Raw genomic sequence first — 18,648 nt, 5'->3', positions numbered from 1 at the left:
CGCACCACCAACCAACCCCGCTCCCAACCCCCACCCCGACCACCCCCACCCTCACCGTGACCTAGGCTGACCCCGTGAAGGTCCTCGTCATCGGTACCGGCGCCCGCGAACACGCCCTCTGCCATTCCCTGTCCAACGACCCCGACGTCACCGCGCTGCACTGCGCCCCCGGCAACGCAGGCATCGCCGAGGTCGCCGAGCTGCACCAGGTCGACCCCCTCGACGGCGCAGCCGTAGCAGCGCTGGCCACCGAACTCGGTGCCGAGCTGGTCGTGGTCGGCCCGGAGGCACCCCTCGTCGCCGGGGTCGCCGACGCCGTGCGCGAGGCGGGCATCCCGGTCTTCGGCCCCTCCGGGGAGGCCGCGCAGCTGGAGGGCTCCAAGGCCTTCGCCAAGGAAGTGATGGCGGCGGCCGGTGTGCCGACCGCCCGCTCCTACGTCTGCACGAACCCGGAAGAGGTCGCGGAGGCTCTCGACGCCTTCGGTGCGCCGTACGTCGTGAAGGACGACGGACTCGCCGCCGGCAAGGGCGTCGTCGTCACCGACGACCTCGATGCGGCGAAGGCGCACGCAGGCGCCTGCGAGCGGGTCGTCATCGAGGAGTTCCTCGACGGCCCCGAGGTCTCGCTCTTCGCGATCACCGACGGCGTCACCGTCGTCCCCCTCCAGCCCGCCCAGGACTTCAAGCGCGCGCTGGACGGCGACGAGGGCCCGAACACCGGCGGCATGGGCGCGTACTCTCCGCTGCCGTGGGCCGACCCGAAGCTGGTGGAGGAGGTCATGCAGACCGTCCTCCAGCCCACCGTCGACGAGATGCGCCGCCGCGGCACCCCCTTCTCCGGCCTCCTCTACGCCGGTCTCGCGATCACGAGTCGCGGTGTGCGGGTCATCGAGTTCAACGCCCGTTTCGGCGACCCGGAGACCCAGGTGGTCCTGGCCCGCCTGAAGACCCCGCTGGCCGGCGTCCTGCTCGCCGCCGCCGACGGCACCCTCGACGACCTGGCCCCCCTGCGCTGGAGCGAGGACGCGGCGGTCACCGTGGTCATCGCCTCGCACAACTACCCCGGCACCCCCCGCACCGGCGACCCGATCACCGGCCTCGACGAGGTGGCCGCGCAGGACGCCCCGCACGCGTACGTGCTGCACGCCGGTACCAAGTACGACGGCGACACGGTCGTCAGCGCGGGTGGCCGCGTCCTCTCCGTCACGGCGATCGGCGCGGATCTCACCCAGGCCCGCGAGCGCGCGTACGCGGCCGTGGCCCGGGTCCGTCTCGACGGCTCCGAGCACCGCACGGACATCGCGGCGAAGGCGGCGTCGGGCGAGTGACCCCAAGCGCTTCCGCGCACCGATAAACCCGACAGGCCCCGATTCCGTCTCAGGATTCGGGGCCTGAACCTTGCCCTCACCCTCGCCCTCTGTCATCCACCTTTCCCCTGAGCCATTCCATCGAGTGACCGATGCCCCAACCGGCTGACGGGGACCGGGGCCCCAACTATGGTGCGGCGCAAGCGTTCCGGCACTTGGCCCACCGGCATTGCGATGTCAGTGGTGGGTGCCACAGTGGGGGAGTGAGCAACACCAGCGGAGTGGGACAGCACGGAGGGGGCGAGGTCCGGTCGTGACCGGTATGGGTGTGGGTGTGGAGGCGGGCGCGCAGGCGGCGCGTTCCCGGGCCTTGGCCGTGCTGCGGATCCGCAGCCGGGCGCTGGCCGTCGCCCTGCTGCCCGCCGCCGTCGCGGTGATCCTGCTCGCCGGGGGTTCCTCCGGCCATCTCATGGGCCGGAGCTGGGATCTCGCCCGCTGGATCATGGGCGTGGCCGCGATCGTCGTGCTGCTCGCCGCCGGCGCCATCGCGCTGGTCGTCGCGCGGGCCCGCCCGGCCGTGAGTCCTACGGTCGCGATCGCCGAGGAATCGGCCCCGGACCTGTACCGCATGGTGCGCGACCTCGCCGACCGCCTCGACGTCCCCGCACCGTCCGCGATAGCGCTCACCCCGGACTGCGACAGCTGGCTGGAGGACCGCACCCACCCGTCCCACGGCCCGCCCCCGCAGGAGAGCGGCGACGAGATCACCGGCGTCCGCAGCCTCACCCCGGGGCGTTCCCGGCGTACGGCCGCCGCGCCCGTCCTCGTCATCGGCTCGCCGTTCCTGTGGTGGATGCGGGTTGGCGAGCTGCGCGCGGTGCTCGCCCCGGTCGTCGCCGGTACGGGACCCTCGGCGCACCCGGACATAGCCGCGGCCCGCCGTTTCGTACGGGGCCTGGACGCGGCGGTGGCCGTGACCTCGGCACCGCGCGGTCCGGTGTTCCGTTCGGTGCTCGCCGGTGTCGGCTGGGTCGCCCGGCTGCTGCTGCGCAGTTGCCGGGGTCACGCGGCCGAGATGGAGCGGGGCGTGGCCGCCGCTGCCGCCGAGCGTGCACAGGCTGTGGACTACGGCCTGCGGATCGTCGCGCAGGAACAGGTGGGCCTGGCGTACGCGGGCTGGGACCGGCTGCTGACCAGGGTCGCGCTGCCCGCGTGGCGGATGGGCCGCTGGCCGTCCCGACTGGACGCGGGCGTCGTCGCGGCGCTCACGGAGCTGTCCCGCCGCGACCGCCTGGCCGAGGGTTTCGCCTCCCGCCTGGGCGAGCGCCCCGCCTGCGACCTGCTCGAAGAGCCCGGCACGATCGACGAGGCGACCTCACTCCTCGCCGCCCGCCTCTTCCACGGCGGCCCCGCCGAGACCGGTCCCGACTGGGCACCGGTGGCCTGGCAGGAGTACCCGGAGGAGGTCGTCGACCGCAAATGGCGCACGGACGCGGCCCGCCTCCACCGCGTCCTGGACACCCTTGGCGTCCGCCGTGCCCCCGACCCGACCCCGCCCCACCACGACCCCCCGACCCTGGCCCGAGTGGTGGACCACCTGACGGACCCGACGACGACGGACGGCCGTGCGGATGACCGTACGGACGGCCGTGCGGACGACCGGTACGGGGAGGCCGACGCCGTAGATCCGTACGCGCCGGACGCCACCCTCACCGACCCGTCCACCCCCGCACAACCGGAAGCCCCAGCCCCCCACCCAGAGGCAGCCCCCCACCCAGAGGCACCCCCGGAGCCCGAGCCCTACAAGGCGATGGCCGCCGACGATGACGACGAAGAGCTCGGCGAAAGCGGCTCCCCGCACAGCGCGGCCCTCGCCGCAGGGCTGACCGCGGAGTTGGCGCGCGAGGAGGCGGCCACCCCGCCGATCAGCGCGGCCCCGCCCGGGCAAGGCCCCGACACCGGACTCTGGGACGACACCGGGCTCCCCCTCTTCCCGCTCCAACCACCGCGCACCGGCCGGGAGTTGCTCGCCGATCACGTCACGGCGATGGTGTGCTGCGCCGCGATGGACACGGCCGGAGCGCTGCCCGGCCTGGACTGGCTCGACGGCCCGACCCTGCTCGTCAACGGCGAAAGGGCGGCCGACCTCGCCCCGAGGGTGCTCAGCCTGGTGGAGGACGGCGACCCGGCACCCCTGCGCGCGTGGCTGATGGACCTGGGCATACGCCCGGAGAAGCCGGTACGGCTCGTCTGAATCCCGCAAGACCCTGGCGGAATCCGCACTTCCACTTTTGGTCAATTAGCAACGACCAGTGACAGAGTGAGTGCTTAATGTGATGTGCTGAGGCCGATCCCGTACGCCGTCCCGTATCTGGCAAAGGCTTACGGCATACGACAGTTGGACGAAGGAACACCACGGGGGCACGAGGGAGGGGAGCGACCATGGGGTCGGAGCAGATCCGCCGCTGGGAGTCCGGAGCGCTGGCGCACGCCGTCACGGACCCCTTCGGACAGGGCCCCGTCCCCTGGCTCCGGGGCAGCGAGACCTACTTCGACGACACCGGCCACGTCGTCCCCTGGTACGTGGACCCCACACCGCCCCGCGCGACCACCGACCGGCACACCCCTCACGTCCCCGCCCCGCGCGCGTCGGACGGCGGCGGCCCGCGCTCCGCCGACGACGTCCGCCGCCAGATCAAGGGCTTCACCTCGGCGAGCGCGGTCGCCCCCGGCGAGGCACTCGACTTCCACGTCACGGTCGACCCGCCCCAGGAGTTCGCCGTCGACATCTACCGCATCGGCCACTACGGCGGTGACGGCGCCGCCAAGATCACCACCAGCCCCCGCCTCTCGGGCATCGTGCAGCCCCCGCCGCTCACCGCCGACCGCACGGTCTCCTGCCACCACTGGTGGCTGTCCTGGCGCCTGCAGATCCCGAGTTACTGGAGCATCGGCGCGTACGTCGCCGTCCTCACCACCGCCGACGGCTACCGCTCGCACATCCCGTTCACGGTCCGCGACAACCACCCCGCCGACCTGCTCCTCCTCCTGCCCGACATCACCTGGCAGGCCTACAACCTCTACCCGGAGGACGGCCACACCGGCGCGAGCCTCTACCACGCCTGGGACGGCGACGGCCGCCTCCTCGGCGAGTCCGAGGCCGCGACGACGGTCTCCTTCGACCGCCCGTACGCGGGCGCGGGCCTGCCCCTCCACGTGGGCCACGCCTACGACTTCATCCGCTGGGCCGAGCGCTACGGCTACGACCTCGCCTACGCCGACGCCCGCGACCTGCACTCCGGCCGCGTGGACCCCACCCGTTACCGGGGGTTGGTGTTCCCCGGCCACGACGAGTACTGGTCGACACAGATGCGCCGTACCGTCGAACGTGCCCGCGACCACGGCACGTCCCTCGTCTTCCTCTCCGCCAACACCATGTACTGGCAAGTGGAGTTGGGGCCCTCCCCGTCCGGCGTCCCCGACCGCCTGCTCACCTGCCGCAAGCGCCGGGGCCCGGGCAAGCCGGTGCTGTGGCGCGAAGTCGACCGCCCCGAGCAGCAGTTGGTCGGCATCCAGTACGCGGGCCGGGTGCCCGAGCCGTACCCCCTGATCGTCCGCAACGCCGACCACTGGCTGTGGGAGGCGACCGGCGCCGGTGACGGCGACCCGATCGAGGGCCTGGTCGCGGGCGAGGCCGACCGGTACTTCCCGCGCACCCAGCTCCCCCGGCACGAGGAGCGCATCCTGCTCGCCCACTCCCCGTACGCGGACAGCGAGGGCGCCCTCCGCCACCAGGAGACCTCCCTCTACCGCGCCCCCTCCGGCTCTCTTGTCTTCGCCTCCGGCACCTTCGCCTGGTCACCGGCCCTGGACCGCCCCGGCCACGTGGACGCCCGCGTCCAGCGCGCCACGGCCAACCTCCTGGACCGCATCTGCAAGCACGACTGACCCCGCGACCGGAGGGCAGCCGCGCATACGGGACAATCGAGCCAGTTGGAGAGACTTACTGGAGGAACCCGTGTCCGGATTCGTAGAAAAGCCCGAGCCGCTCCAGGTTCCGGGCCTGACGCACCTCCACACCGGCAAGGTGCGCGAGCTGTACCAGAACGAGGCGGGCGATCTCGTGATGGTCGCCAGCGACCGCATCTCCGCCTACGACTGGGTACTGCCGACCGAGATCCCCGACAAGGGACGGGTCCTCACCCAGCTCTCCCTCTGGTGGTTCGACCAGCTCGCCGACCTGATCCCCAACCACGTCCTCGGCACCGACCTCCCGCCCGGCGCCCCCGCAGACTGGGCGGGCCGCACCCTCATCTGCAAGTCCCTCCAGATGGTCCCGGTGGAGTGCGTGGCCCGCGGCTACCTCACCGGCTCCGGCCTGGTCGAGTACAACGCCTCCCGCACGGTCTGCGGCCTCGCCCTCCCCGAGGGCCTGGTCGACGGCAGTGAACTCCCCGCCCCGATCTTCACCCCGGCCACGAAGGCCGCCGTAGGGGAGCACGACGAGAACGTGTCGTACGAGGAGGTCGCCCGGCAGGTCGGAGCCGACACCGCCGCGCAGCTGCGCCAGGCGACCCTCGCCGTCTACGGCCGTGCCCGGGACATCGCCCGTGACCGGGGCATCATCCTCGCGGACACCAAGTTCGAGTTCGGCTTCGACGGCGAGACGCTGATCGCCGCCGACGAGGTCCTGACCCCGGACTCGTCCCGCTTCTGGCCGGCCGAGACCTGGCAGCCGGGCCGCGCGCAGCCGTCGTACGACAAGCAGTTCGTGCGCGACTGGCTGACCGGCCCGGAGTCCGGCTGGGACCGCAAGAGCGAGCAGCCGCCGCCGGCGCTTCCGCAGCAGGTGGTGGACGCGACGCGCGCGAAGTACATCGAGGCGTACGAGCGCCTGACGGGCCTGAACTGGGGCTAGAGGGCACGAAAAACCCCGGTCCACCCGGACCGGGGTTTTTGCTGGAGCGGACGACCAGGTTCGAACTGGCGACCTCAACCTTGGCAAGGTTGCGCTCTACCAACTGAGCTACGTCCGCGTTGCGCCGTGGCGCGAGAGCAACTATACCCAACCTCGCTCGCGTGCGAGACGCACTGCCGCATGCCGGTTCTCGGCCCCGAGTTTCGAGACGGCGGAGGAGAGATAGTTCCGTACGGTCCCCTGCGAGAGCGCGGCACGTTCGGCGATCTCCGCGACCGGCGCCCCATCAGCGGCCAACTCCAGCACCTCGGCCTCACGGGCGGTCAGCGGCGAGTCCCCGGCGGAGATCGCGTCGGCGGCCAACTCGGGGTCGACATAACGGTTTCCGGCATGCACGGTACGAATGATCTCGGCAAGCCGCTGCGCACTGACGGTCTTGGGCACGAACCCCCGCACCCCAGCCGCAAGCGCCCGCTTCAGATGCCCGGGCCGACCGTGCCCGGTCACGATCAACACCCGGCACCCCGGCAACTCGGCCCGCAACGATGTGGCCACCTTCACACCGTCGGCCCCCGGCATCTGAAGATCCAGCACAGCCACATCAGGCTCATGAGCCCGAGCCATAGCCAACGCCTCGTGCCCGGTAGCCGCCTCGGCCACGACGACGAGGTCATCCTCCAGCCCGAGCAAGGCGGCGAGCGCACCCCGGATGAGGTGCTCGTCATCGGCGAGCAGGAGTCTTACGACGGGGGCGGTCATGGGGTGCTCCTGGTCGAGGCGGGGAGGTGGTGAGGGTGGCGGAGTGGCCGAATGGTGAGGCGATCTCGCTCGCGGTCGGCAGAGGCTGTCCGACGTGCCCGGTCACCAGGCACCTCGCCCCGCTCGCAGCGCCCGGCAACCAGCGGACGTACGGCGCACAGCGCGATCATGAGGCCCCGCCTCCCATCCCCGTCCCCGTCGCCGAAGGCAATGGCACCGTGGCCACCACCCGGAACCGGTCACCGTCCACAGCCCCCGCCTCCAGCTTCCCGCCGACGGCGGTCAGCCGCTCCCGCAACCCCACGAGCCCCGCCCCGCCCGTACCGTCGCCCCCGTCTCCCTCTCCCACCTTCGCCCCATCGTTCTCAACGGTCAGCACAACCCGCCCCTCAGCCACCCGCACCCCCACCACACACCGCCCCGCATCCCCATGCCGCAGCACATTGGTGGTCGCCTCGCGCACCACCCACCCGAGCGCCGACTGCACCTCGACCGGCAGCCCGGCCGCGTCGCCGGTCACCTCGCAGTCGATGCCCGCAGCCGCCAACACGCCCTGCGCACCGGCCAGTTCGAGCCGGAGGTCCGCCTCGCGATAACCCCGTACGACATCCCGCACCTCCCGCTGTGACTCCCGCGCGATCCGCTGAACCTCGATCATCTGCTCCACGGCCTCGGCCCGCCCCCGCCGGGCGAGCTGCACAGCGAGTTCGCTCTTCAGCGCGATCACCGACAGGTTGCGGCCCATCACGTCGTGCAGGTCGCGCCCGAACCGCAGCCGTTCCTCGGCGACGGCGAGGCGGGCCCGGGTCTCGCGGGCCTCGTCGAGTTCGTACACGGCGTCGAGGAGCCAGACGGAGAAGGCGGCGGTGAAGGCGAGACAGCCGGCGGTGAAGAGGACGGCGACCGCGGTGCCGAGCGCGGCGGGCGCGGCCACGCCCAGCGGGAGCTGTACGACCAGCGCCCCGCCCACGGCACTCGCCACCACGGCGAGGAGGGGCCGCCGGCCGCGGACCCCGAGCGTGAGCGTGCCGGTGCCGAAGCCCAGCACGCACACGAAGACCGTGTTCGTGGCGGCCCGCAGGTCGTCGCCGCCGGGACCCCGTTCCCGCAGGACGAGCGCGACGACGGAGATCAGCACGGTGACCGTACCGAGGGCCCACAGGAGCCGTACGGGCTGCGCCCGCCGGTCGCGCGTCCAGTCGAGTGCCCGGGAGGCGGTGGCGGAGCAGAGCAGGGCGTGCACGACGACCACCGCCGTCATCCAGCCCGCGAGACCCGCCCGGACCTGGGCGAACAGCGGCAGCCCGACCGCCGCGACCTCGAAGACCGCGAAGAAGTGGAAGGACCACCGGGTGTACGTCTCGACCTTTCCGGGTGTGCTCTTCCGCCCCCACCAGCCGCCCGAACCTCCAGGTGTCCGCATGTCCAGGTGCTCCCCGTACCTCAACGCCGCGGTTCCCACCGGAACCACCGCCGTACAGCAAACACCCCGAGGACGGTCCAGGCCAGCGCGGTCAGGACGGCGCCCAGCGCGTCGTAGCCGGACAGGTCGCCGTTCCAGCCGCCGCTGATCAGCCGGATCGCGGGGGAGAGCGGGAGGAATTCACAGACGGCGGCGACACGATCGGGCAGGAGCTGCAGCGGGATGATGATCCCGGAGCCGAGCATGGACGCGAACAGCACCGGCAGCGCGGTCACCTGCGCGCTCTCCGCGGTCTTGGTCACACTCGCCGTGAGGGCTGCCAGCGCGGCGCTCAGGAAGAGGCCGAACAGCAGCCCCAGGACGACGAGTTGGGGCATCGCAGGCGCCCCCGCGTCCAGCAGCAGCACACACGCCACCGCCAGCAGCACGGACTGCACGAACCCGACACACACCGCCGGCAGCCCCGTCCCCGCGAGGATCTCGGCGTCACCCAGCTCCCCGGTGCGCAACCGCTTGAGGACCAGTTCCTCCCGCCGCGCGACGAACGCACTCACCAGCGACGAGTACACGGCGAAGAGCAACGAGAACCCGATCGCGGCGGTGAGCATCACCGAACCGACCGACAACCCCTCCCCCTTGAGGTCCATCTGATCAACGGCCGGCCGCACACTGAACGGCAACGCCAACGGCACCAGCAGCGCCGTGACGACCGCACTCCGATTCCGCCCCAGCAACGCCAACTCGGCCCGCCCGAGCGCCCGTAGCCGCCCGACCGGCGTAGTCATCACGGCACTCATACGGTCACCCCCTGCTGCTCCCGAGCGATCCCCAAGAACGCCTCTTCCAACGAGGCCGACCGCACCTCAAGCCGCCGCAATTCGATCCCCGCCCCTTCCGCCCACACCAACAACCCGGTGGCCGCCCGCTGCAACTCCCGCGTCTCCAGCCGTACGACCCTCCCCGCCACCTCATGCCCGACAACCCCCAGCGGGCCGAGCGGCGGCAGGTCCCCCACGAAGTAACCCGAGGGCAGTTCGAACGAGATCCGCGACGGCCGTCCCGCCGTCACCTCGGCCGGTGTCCCGGTGACCGCGATCCGCCCCTCGCTGAGGATCGCGAGCCGGTCGGCGAGCCCCTCCGCCTCCTCCAGGTAGTGCGTGGTGAGCAGCACGGTCGTCCCCCCGTCGCGCAGCGCCCGCACCAACTCCCAGGTGTCCCGCCGCCCTTCGGCATCCAGCCCAGTGGTCGGCTCATCGAGGAACAGCACCTCCGGCGACCCGAGCAGCGCGAGCGCGAGATCGAGCCGCCGCCGTTCACCCCCGGACAACTGCTTCACCCGTACGTCCGCCCGCCGCGCGAGCCCGACCAGCGCGAGCGCCTCCGCCTCGGGCCGCGCCCCGCTCGTACAGCCCGCCCACATCCGCGCGGTCTCGGCGACGGTCAGCTCGGACGGAAACCCGCCCTCCTGCAACATCACCCCGGTCCGCGGCCGTACGGCGGCCCGCTCGCTGTAGGGATCGTGCCCGAGGACGCGCACCCGCCCGCCGGACGCCGGCGCGAGGCCCTCCAGAAGTTCGACCGTGGACGTCTTGCCCGCCCCATTGGTGCCCAGGAGCGCGAAGACCTCCCCGCGCCGCACGGAGAACGTGATCCCCCGCACAGCCTCGAACCCGCCCCCGTACACACGGCGTAGGTCAGTGACCTCAATCACGTGTTCGTGTTCGTTGGTGTCCATGACTTCAGCGTCCCGGCGATCGGCGGCCGGCAGCAGTGCGCGCTGTCATCACTCGGCATGACAAATGTCAGACGGGGACGATCTGTTGATGCGGATCGGGCACACAAAAAACCCCGGTCCACCCGGACCGGGGTTTTTGCTGGAGCGGACGACCAGGTTCGAACTGGCGACCTCAACCTTGGCAAGGTTGCGCTCTACCAACTGAGCTACGTCCGCATTGCCTCCGACCAGCTCTCACTGATCGGCGCGAGCACCAGCCTACCCGATCCACAAGAGTGGTCCGAACGGTGATGCTGCAGAGCGGGTGACAGGAATTGCACACTGCGCCTTCCCCCTGGAAGGGGGATGTTCTGCTACTGAACTACACCCGCATGTACTCCGTGAGCTGGGCCTTTCGGCCTCGCCCCTCGGCGTGCTCCGAACTCTAGCTGACCAGGAGGGGTGCAGCGCAAGTCGGTTGCCCCGAGGGGCCGATGACCGGCCGTCGGCCCGACTCATCGGCCCGACTCACACGGGACTGCTCACTGCGCGGCGGTGAACGCCTCGTAGATCTTCTTGGGGATGCGTCCGCGCGCCGGCACGTCCATCTTGTTCGCCTGGGCCCAGGCCCGGACGGCCGCCGGGTCGGGGGCGACCTCGGTCTGGCGGTAGGCCTTGCCCGACCTCGACCGCTTGCGACCTGCGTCCACGTAGGGCTCGAGCGCCTTACGCAGTTTCTTGGCATTGGCTTGATTCAGGTCGATCTCGTACGACTTGCCGTCGAGCCCGAAGGCGATCGTTTCCGCCGCTTCCGAGCCGTCGATGTCGTCAAAGAGAGTGACCACGACCTTCTGCGCCACGAATATCGGTCCCTTCGTGCGACACCTGAAACCGCACTATCCGCGGGGACGCACGGAGACGTCACGGAGGTGCGGAGATGTCGACTGTCCGCCTGTTATTGGGCAAAGTATCGGCTATTACCAATTCATTTGTACAGTGCCCGGCAATGCAATGTGAAGCCCGACTAAATCTTCCCGCGTGTCTCCGCGCAATAGGGAACCGGGATCGATCCGGGATCTTTCCCTGAACTTTTCGTGAAGACCCCCGCTCGACACCGGATCGTGATGGTCCTCACGTAGATTCCTACAACTCTACTCGCGTAGAAATTTTGTGCAGGTAGTCTGAAGTCACCTGTCGAAGACCCGCAGGAACACGCTCAGCACCACAACACCGGGAGTGCCAGTGGCACGCGTCGTAGTCGACGTCATGCTCAAGCCGGAGATCCTCGACCCCCAGGGCCAGGCGGTCCAGCGTGCGCTGCCACGCCTGGGTTTCGAAGGCATCTCCGACGTACGTCAGGGAAAGCGATTCGAACTGGAAGTTGACGGCCCGGTCGACGAGGCCGCGCTCGCCCGCATCCACGATCTTGCGGAATCCTTCCTCGCCAACACGGTGATCGAGGACTTCACCGTCAAGGTGGAAGAAGTGGCGGAGGCCGCCAAGTGACCGCTCGTATTGGCGTCGTCACTTTCCCCGGCAGCCTCGACGACCGCGACACCCAGCGCGCGATCCGCCTCGCCGGCGCCGAACCGGTAGCCCTCTGGCACAAGGACAAGAACCTCCACCAGGTCGACGCGGTCGTCCTCCCGGGCGGTTTTTCCTACGGCGACTATCTGCGCGCGGGCGCCATCTCCCGTTTCTCGCCGGTGATGGAGACGGTCATCGAGCAGGCGAAGTCGGGACTCCCCGTCCTCGGTATCTGCAACGGCTTCCAGATCCTCACCGAGGCGCACCTCCTCCCCGGCGCGATGCTCGGCAACAACCACCTGCACTTCATCTGCCGTGACCAGAAACTGCGGGTGGAGAACGCGGACACCGCCTGGACCAGCGACTACGTGTCCGGCCAGGAGATCCACATCCCGCTGAAGAACATGGACGGCCGCTACGTCGCCGACGAGCACACGCTCGACGAGCTGGAGGCGGAGGGCCGCGTGGTCTTCAGGTACCTGGCCCGTGGCGGAGCCACTAATGAGCCCGGTAACCCGAACGGTTCCCTGCGCGACATCGCGGGCATCACGAACGCCGCCGGAAACGTCGTAGGCCTCATGCCGCACCCGGAGCACGCCGTCGAGGCGCTCGTCGGGTCCGGTCGCACCGATGGCCTCCCCTTCTTCACCTCGATCCTCAAGAAGCTGGTCAACGCATGAGCCGGACGCCTCTGGACACGGTCGAGCACGCGGCCGAGACCCCCGACGTCGAGCTGCCCTGGGCCGAACTGGGCCTGAAGAAGGACGAGTACGAGAAGGTCGTGGAGATCCTCGGCCGCCGCCCGACCGGCGCCGAGCTCGCCATGTACTCGGTCATGTGGTCCGAGCACTGCAGCTACAAGTCCTCCAAGGTCCACCTCCGCCAGTTCGGCGAGAAGGCCCCCCAGTCCGACGCCCTCCTCGTCGGTATTGGCGAGAACGCGGGCGTCGTCGACGTCGGCCAGGGCTACGCGGTCACCTTCAAGGTCGAGTCGCACAACCACCCGTCCTACGTCGAGCCCTACCAGGGCGCGGCCACGGGCGTCGGCGGCATCGTCCGCGACATCATCGCGATGGGCGCCCGCCCAGTAGCGGTCGTAGACCCCCTGCGCTTCGGCGCGGCGGACCACCCGGACACCAAGCGCGTCCTCCCGGGCGTCGTCGCGGGCATTGGCGGCTACGGCAACTGCCTGGGCCTCCCGAACATCGGCGGCGAGGTCGTCTTCGACGCCTGCTACCAGGGCAACCCGCTGGTCAACGCGGGCGCCATCGGCGTCATGCGGCACGAGGACATCCACCTCGCGAAGGCCTCCGGCACGGGCAACAAGGTCATCCTCTACGGCGCCCGGACGGGCGGCGACGGCATCGGCGGCGCGTCGATCCTGGCGAGCGAGACCTTCGACGACGCCAAGCCGAGCAAGCGCCCCGCGGTCCAGGTCGGCGACCCCTTCCAGGAGAAGCTCCTCATCGAGTGCACCCTGGAGGCCTTCAAGGAGAAGCTGGTCGTCGGCATCCAGGACCTGGGCGCGGCCGGACTCTCCTGCGCCACAAGCGAGTTGGCGTCCAACGGCTCCGGCGGCATGACGGTGACGCTCGACGACGTCCCCCTCCGCGACTCCACGCTCTCGCCCGAGGAAATCCTCATGAGCGAGTCGCAGGAGCGGATGTGCGCGGTCGTGGAGCCGTCGAAGGTCGACCGCTTCCTGGAGATCTGCGACAAGTGGGACGTCATCGCCACGGTCATCGGTGAGGTGACCGACGGCGACCGCCTCGAAATCTTCTGGCACGGCGGCAAGATCGTGGACGTCGACCCGCGCACGGTCGCGCACGACGGCCCGGTCTACGAGCGCCCGTACGCGCGCCCGTCCTGGCAGGACGCGCTCCAGGCGGACGACGCCAACAAGCTTGCCCGCCCCGGGACTTCGGAGGAACTCAAGTCCCAGGTCCTGGCGCTGGTGTCGTCCCCGAACCAGGCGTCCAAGAAGTGGATCACGTCTCAGTACGACCACTTCGTACAGGGCAACACGGTGCTGGCGCAGCCCGAGGACTCGGGCATGATCCGCATCGACGAGGAGACCGGCCTCGGGGTCGCCATCGCGACGGACGGCAACGGCCGTTACGCGAAGCTGGACCCGTACGCGGGCGCGCAGTTGGCGCTCTCGGAGGCCTACCGCAACGTGGCGACGACGGGCGCGAAGCCCCTCGCGGTGTCGGACTGCCTGAACTTCGGTTCGCCCGAGGACCCGGCGGTGATGTGGCAGTTCGCGGAGGCGATCCGTGGACTGGCGGACGCCTGCCAGCAGTTGGGCACGCCGGTGACGGGCGGCAACGTCTCCCTCTACAACCAGACGGGCGACGTCGCGATCCACCCGACCCCGGTCGTCGCGGTGTTGGGCGTCATCGACGACGTGGCGCGCCGCACGCCGGTCGCCTTCCAGGAAGAGGGCCAGCTCCTCTACCTCCTTGGCGAAACGCGTGAGGAGTTCGGGGGCTCGGCCTGGTCGCAGGTCGTCCACGACCACCTCGGTGGCCTGCCCCCGAAGGTCGACCTGGAGCGGGAACGGCTGCTGGCCGAGATCCTGATCTCCGCGTCCCGCGACGGAATGATCGACTCGGCGCACGACCTGTCCGACGGCGGTCTGATCCAAGCGGTAGTGGAATCGGCCCTGTTGGGGGAGAAGGGCGCGCGCCTGATCGTGCCCGACGGTCTGGACGCGTTCACGTTCCTGTTCTCGGAGTCGGCGGGCCGCGCGGTCGTGGCGATCCCGCGCTCGGAGGAACTCCGCTTCAACGACATGTGCGGAGCAAGGGGCCTCCCGGTCACGCGCATCGGCGTTGTAGACGGCGAATCCGTCGAGATCCAGGGCGAGTTCGCGCTCTCCCTGGAGGAACTGCGTGAGGCGCACGAGGGCACGATCCCGGCGCTGCTGGCGTAGGCCGAGTCGTAGGGTGCCGTAGTCCGTCGTAGAAACGCATGCATGCATGTGAAGGCCCTGTCCGGGATCCGGGCAGGGCCTTCGCTCGTGCTAACTTCGACGGTTCGTGGGTGTGGAACGGGGGAGCGGGAACGTGGAAATACCGGTGGGTATAGGCGAGTTCGGCGGCGGCGGCCGGAGGTGCCCGTGAGTTTCGACAGTGAACACACGCCTGAATCCTCCTCATCCTCCTCATCCTCCGAGCGTGCCCGGGTGCCCTTTCCGCGCTCGCGCTGGCTGACTCCCGACCGAGGGAACCGTCGGCGTAACGCCTTCAACCAACTCGTGGCTGTGGCAGCGGTGTTCGGGGTCGGTGCTGGGGGCTGGGGGCTGTGGCTGGAGACGAAGGACTACTTCGACCGGTCCGCCAGCCGGGACCGGATCGCGAAGGCCTGCGCCGGGCTCGTCGACCCCGACCAGGTGCTGGACCTCGACGGCGGTACGACGAGGGCGAAGGCGGGCAGCGAAGCGAACGACTCGATCGACGAGCTCGGTCCGGGCTTCATGCCCGCGCGGTGTGAGATCTACCGGGTCGGGAAGCCGGGCACCACGTACGGCCACTTCCTGCTCTCGGTGTGGTCGAACCCGAGCGACGACTTCGCGCAGTTGGTGAGCGGGTGGGACGACCCGTTCCCGACAATGGGCAGGAAGTCGAACGCCGACGTCACGCGGGAGACCAGGCAGACGGGCGCGTACCCGATCGGTGACGGGCGGCTCGGTGTGTACTACGGCAACGCCGCCGTCGTGAAGGCCGAGTGCGCCGACAAGTCCGGCGGGACGACCTCCGTCAACGCCATGACCGTGGCCAAGTACTTCGAGCGCGACCCCGTCACGGACGCCGACCGCAGAACGCTCGCCGGGCTGGCCCGCACCGCGGCCGTACGGGCGGCGAAGAAGCTGGGCTGCAAGGCCACGCTGCCCGCGCTTCCGGCCGAACTGCCCACGCCCAGCACGAAGTTGGTGAACGCGAAGTCGGCCGGCGGGACGTGCGGCTGGTACGCCGGACACATTGCGGCGAAGGGCCGCTGGCGGCTCCCCGACCGCGCCCTGGGCACCCCCGTTGCCGCCCACGCGCAGGAGGAGAGCTGCCTGCTCGGCGTGAGCAGCAAGGAGGTGCGCAGGATGTGGCCCGACCTCACCAAGGACGAACACAGCGGCAACAGCCTCGACGACGTGATCCGGCTCGCCCCCTTCTGGCTGCGGACCGAGTCCTACTTCGGCGACGAGGCACGCGAGGTCGCGACGGACCACTTCGGCAGGGAACACAGGTCGTTGGACCCCGGCACCGCGGGCTACGACGACGAGGAAAACGTCTGGTGGGCCTCCTCCACCTGCGCCGGACAGCCGGCCGTCCACACGCTGAGCAGCGACTATCCGTACGACAAGATCGTCGAGACGAGGCTCCAGGCCCTCTTCAAGGCGTACGTCACGGATGTCGCCGCCCGCCGAGGCTGCACCGACCTGAAGTTCCCGGCGGCGGCGACGTTCCGGCTGTCCAAGGCCTAGCCGTCCGTCATGCGCTCCGCTCGCCCCGCTCGCCGTGGTCGAGGCCGTCGATCAGCATCTGCCCCATGGCTTCGTTGACGGCCACGGCCGCGGTGGCCGCGTCGGCGCTACGGGGGAACAGCACTTCCTCGTACGAGGTGAGCGCGCCCTCGATGTCGTCGGGGTGCGCCGCGATGGCCAGGGCGAGTTCGGCACCGTCCTGCATGGCCAGGTTGGCGCCTTCGCCGTCCGGCGGTGAGAGATGGGCGGCGTCGCCCAGGAGAGTCACTCCCGGCACCCGGTCCCAACGGTGGCCGATCGGGAGCCAGTTGAGGGGCCGTAGGACGGGAGTGGTGTCGGTGTCGGTGATCAGGGCGGTGATCTCCGGGGCCCAGCCGTCGAACTCGGCGGCGATGCGTGCGGTGGCGGCGGCGGCGGAGTCGGTGAAGTCGATGGACGCGAACCACTCCTCCGGCTTGGCGAGGATCACGTAGGCGTGCAGCGTCTCGCCGCGCTCCCGGTGCGCTCCTATCCACTTCCCGTTCGCTTCCTCGCCAGGGGCGAGCACGAACAGCGAACCCCCACCGACCGTCCTGGCGGCGACCGGATGCCGGCTCTCACTCTCGTACAGATAGGTCTCGACGAACGACCGCCCGAAGTACTCGGGAGTGGCATCGGACAACAACGGCCGTACGCGCGACCAGGCACCGTCGGCGCCGACGAGGAGGTCCGTGACGACGATGCTCTCGTCGCCGAAGGTGACTTCGTGCCGGCCGTCGTCGAGGGTGCGGGTGCCGCTGACCTTGTGCCCCCACCGCACGGTCCCGTCCGGGAGCGAGTCGAGCAGAATCTGCCGCAACTCCCCGCGCTGCACCTCGGGTCGGCCCCCGGTACCGTCGTCGGGCTCCTCCATCAGGACGGTTCCGTCCCAGTTGATGACGCGGGTCGCCTGGCGGCCCTCCAGGATGATGGAGCGGAACTCGTCCATCAAGTCGGCTGCTTTCAGGGCGAGTTGGCCGTTGTAGTCGTGGATGTCGAGCATCCCGCCCTGGAGCCGGGCCATCGGCGAGGCCTCCGCTTCGTAGACCGTGGACGGGATGCCGTTCACATGCAGGACGCGGGCGAGGGTCAGTCCGCCGAGTCCGGCGCCGATGATCGTGACGTGTGTGGTCATGACGACTCCTTGCGTGTCTTGTGTGCCTTGCGCGGCGCGGGCCCGCCGGACGGTCGCCCGGCGGGTACTCCGGAACGGAACGGTTCCAGCGCGCACCGACAAGTCGCCGACGCGAGACCGACACGGCCGACAGCGGACCGACATGGTGAGGTGGGGCGGGGCGTCATCGGCGTTGTTGCGCGGGAGGGGCGGCGCTTGCATCATCCGTGGATGGATGACGACACCCCGATCACCACCCCAACTACCCTCCCCTCCCTGCGCGTTGCGGCCCAGGAGGCAGGCTTCACCAGGTCGTGCGAGGAGCGGACCGGCAGCCTGTTGTCCGTGCTCGCGGCAACCCGTCCAGGTGGCCGCGTCCTCGAACTCGGCACCGGCGTGGGCGAGGGCACGGCCTGGCTCCTGAGCGGGATGGACGAAACCTCCCGCCTGATCACCGTCGAACGTGACGCCACGGTCCAGGCGATCGCCCGCGAGGAGTCGGGGTCGGATGCGCGGGTGACTTTCGTGGCGGCCGATGCCGGGCCATGGCTGGAGGAGTACGCCGGGCCGCCCTTCGACCTGGTCTTCGCGGACACCTGGCCCGGCAAATTCACCCACCTCGAACGGGCCTTGGACCTCGTGGCTCCGGGCGGTACCTACATGATCGACGACCTGCTCCCACAGCCGGACTGGCCGGCGTCCCACAAGTCCGCCGTGAAACACCTGTTGACCGAACTGGAGGGGCGCTCGGATTTCCGCTCCGTGCGGCTGGCGTGGTCGAGCGGGCTGGTCATGGCGGTACGGGCCGCCGGTTGAGGGGCGGCGGGGTGGCAACGTCCGCCGCAGTAGGTGACGGGGGGCCAGGGGCCGCCGAGGCCCGTGGTGATGAACGGGACTGTAGGGGTGGGGAGTTCGGGGGCGTGGGGTTGTTCGGCTTCGGTCGGGGGCTGCGGTGGCGGCGCGTTGTCCGGCTTGACCAGTAAGCAGAGGGCGAGCAGGGCGAGCAGACCGGCGAGGGTACTGAGGACGAGGTTCACTCCTCGACCAACTCGGTGTCGGCGACCAGCGCCTGCCGCTCGGTGTGATCCTTCAACTTCACCCAGAGAAACGCCTGCTCGGCGTCAACACCGGCATACCCGGAACCGACCTGTACGACGACACCCTCGAAGTTTTCCGGTGCCTCCCGCCGGTGGGGTCCCGGTGGCACGTAGCTGGTGCCTTTGACTCGGTCGCCGACGAGGAAGGGGGCGTCGGTGCGGGGACGGGGGTTGGGGGTTGGGGTGGGGGTGGGGTTGTTGCGTGGAGTGGTCATGGGATCACGGTCACGCAGGTGCCATGCGCGAGGCAATCGAACGTAGAAATTCCACGAGAACTGGCAAATGCCAGAA

16 protein-coding genes and 3 tRNA genes are annotated in these 18,648 nt (G+C 70.1%); 9 read left to right on the top strand and 10 right to left on the bottom strand.

All coding sequences use genetic code 11. The features are described 5' to 3' along the window. The first annotated feature begins 74 nt into the window (after positions 1–74). The 4 genes from purD to SPR02S_RS35880 all read left to right on the top strand — a co-directional run bounded on the left by purD (position 75) and on the right by SPR02S_RS35880 (position 6,225). Positions 75–1,328: a phosphoribosylamine--glycine ligase gene (gene purD / locus SPR02S_RS35895; RefSeq protein ID WP_019061848.1), complete on the top strand. Its 1,254-nt coding sequence runs from the start codon at positions 75–77 to the stop codon at positions 1,326–1,328. 301 nt (positions 1,329–1,629) lie between these two features. Continuing rightward, on the top strand, positions 1,630–3,561 hold the full coding sequence (locus SPR02S_RS35890) for a M48 family metalloprotease (RefSeq protein WP_019061847.1): 1,932 nt from the start codon (positions 1,630–1,632) through the stop codon (positions 3,559–3,561). A 188-nt stretch (positions 3,562–3,749) separates the two neighbouring features. After that, positions 3,750–5,255, top strand: coding sequence for a N,N-dimethylformamidase beta subunit family domain-containing protein (locus SPR02S_RS35885; RefSeq protein ID WP_019061846.1), 1,506 nt, complete (start codon positions 3,750–3,752; stop codon positions 5,253–5,255). A gap of 70 nt (positions 5,256–5,325) precedes the next feature. After that, on the top strand, positions 5,326–6,225 hold the full coding sequence (locus tag SPR02S_RS35880; protein ID WP_019061845.1) for a phosphoribosylaminoimidazolesuccinocarboxamide synthase: 900 nt from the start codon (positions 5,326–5,328) through the stop codon (positions 6,223–6,225). Positions 6,226–6,267: 42 nt separating this feature from the next. Here SPR02S_RS35880 and SPR02S_RS35875 read toward each other — a convergent pair. The 8 genes from SPR02S_RS35875 to SPR02S_RS35840 all read right to left on the bottom strand — a co-directional run bounded on the left by SPR02S_RS35875 (position 6,268) and on the right by SPR02S_RS35840 (position 10,981). Then, a tRNA-Gly gene (locus SPR02S_RS35875) sits at positions 6,268–6,343 on the bottom strand. 23 nt (positions 6,344–6,366) lie between these two features. Next, complete coding sequence (locus SPR02S_RS35870) at positions 6,367–6,984, bottom strand: response regulator transcription factor (RefSeq protein ID WP_019061844.1); 618 nt, start codon at positions 6,982–6,984, stop codon at positions 6,367–6,369. A gap of 166 nt (positions 6,985–7,150) precedes the next feature. After that, a complete protein-coding gene (locus SPR02S_RS35865) occupies positions 7,151–8,407 on the bottom strand; it encodes a sensor histidine kinase (RefSeq protein WP_078623101.1) in 1,257 nt (418 codons plus the stop codon). A 20-nt stretch (positions 8,408–8,427) separates the two neighbouring features. Beyond that, entirely contained in the window at positions 8,428–9,204 is a 777-nt protein-coding gene (locus tag SPR02S_RS35860) for an ABC transporter permease (RefSeq protein WP_026151151.1), read from the bottom strand. Beyond that, positions 9,201–10,142 (bottom strand): ABC transporter ATP-binding protein, encoded by a 942-nt coding sequence (locus SPR02S_RS35855; protein WP_019061841.1) that lies wholly within the window; start codon positions 10,140–10,142, stop codon positions 9,201–9,203. Before SPR02S_RS35855 ends, SPR02S_RS35860 begins: the two co-directional genes overlap by 4 nt. A gap of 140 nt (positions 10,143–10,282) precedes the next feature. Next, a tRNA-Gly gene (locus SPR02S_RS35850) sits at positions 10,283–10,358 on the bottom strand. Between the two features lie 83 nt (positions 10,359–10,441). Further along, positions 10,442–10,513, bottom strand: a tRNA-Gly gene (locus tag SPR02S_RS35845). A 150-nt stretch (positions 10,514–10,663) separates the two neighbouring features. Next, positions 10,664–10,981 carry a histone-like nucleoid-structuring protein Lsr2 gene (locus SPR02S_RS35840; RefSeq protein WP_019061840.1) on the bottom strand — a complete coding sequence of 106 codons (318 nt, stop codon included), beginning with the start codon at positions 10,979–10,981 and terminating at the stop codon, positions 10,664–10,666. A gap of 382 nt (positions 10,982–11,363) precedes the next feature. Between SPR02S_RS35840 and purS the strand changes: the two genes are divergently transcribed. The 4 genes from purS (at position 11,364) to SPR02S_RS60800 (ending at position 16,128) form a co-directional block, all read left to right on the top strand. Continuing rightward, positions 11,364–11,627 carry a phosphoribosylformylglycinamidine synthase subunit PurS gene (gene purS, locus SPR02S_RS35835; RefSeq protein WP_015659417.1) on the top strand — a complete coding sequence of 88 codons (264 nt, stop codon included), beginning with the start codon at positions 11,364–11,366 and terminating at the stop codon, positions 11,625–11,627. Further along, complete coding sequence (gene purQ / locus SPR02S_RS35830; protein ID WP_019061839.1) at positions 11,624–12,328, top strand: phosphoribosylformylglycinamidine synthase subunit PurQ; 705 nt, start codon at positions 11,624–11,626, stop codon at positions 12,326–12,328. The genes purS and purQ overlap by 4 nt, the downstream gene beginning before the upstream one ends. After that, positions 12,325–14,583 carry a phosphoribosylformylglycinamidine synthase subunit PurL gene (gene purL, locus SPR02S_RS57130; RefSeq protein WP_019061838.1) on the top strand — a complete coding sequence of 753 codons (2,259 nt, stop codon included), beginning with the start codon at positions 12,325–12,327 and terminating at the stop codon, positions 14,581–14,583. The genes purQ and purL overlap by 4 nt, the downstream gene beginning before the upstream one ends. A gap of 324 nt (positions 14,584–14,907) precedes the next feature. Next, positions 14,908–16,128 carry a hypothetical protein gene (locus tag SPR02S_RS60800; protein WP_158697944.1) on the top strand — a complete coding sequence of 407 codons (1,221 nt, stop codon included), beginning with the start codon at positions 14,908–14,910 and terminating at the stop codon, positions 16,126–16,128. A gap of 7 nt (positions 16,129–16,135) precedes the next feature. Here the strand turns inward: SPR02S_RS60800 and SPR02S_RS57120 are convergent, their stop codons facing one another. Then, a complete protein-coding gene (locus SPR02S_RS57120; RefSeq protein WP_019061836.1) occupies positions 16,136–17,281 on the bottom strand; it encodes an FAD-dependent oxidoreductase in 1,146 nt (381 codons plus the stop codon). A 210-nt stretch (positions 17,282–17,491) separates the two neighbouring features. On the opposite strand from SPR02S_RS57120, the gene SPR02S_RS35810 reads away from it, so the two are divergent. Continuing rightward, on the top strand, positions 17,492–18,076 hold the full coding sequence (locus tag SPR02S_RS35810) for an O-methyltransferase (protein ID WP_019061835.1): 585 nt from the start codon (positions 17,492–17,494) through the stop codon (positions 18,074–18,076). 217 nt (positions 18,077–18,293) lie between these two features. On the opposite strand, the gene SPR02S_RS35805 is transcribed toward SPR02S_RS35810, so the two are convergent. Beyond that, positions 18,294–18,572, bottom strand: coding sequence for a hypothetical protein (locus SPR02S_RS35805; RefSeq protein WP_019061834.1), 279 nt, complete (start codon positions 18,570–18,572; stop codon positions 18,294–18,296). Positions 18,573–18,648 lie beyond the last annotated feature (76 nt).

Source organism: Streptomyces prunicolor NBRC 13075 (assembly GCF_000367365.1).
In the GTDB taxonomy this organism is placed as follows: Bacteria; Actinomycetota; Actinomycetes; order Streptomycetales; family Streptomycetaceae; genus Streptomyces; species Streptomyces prunicolor.
The sequence above is the reverse complement of the archived record's forward strand: the minus strand, read 5'-3'. Positions and strand labels throughout refer to the sequence as shown.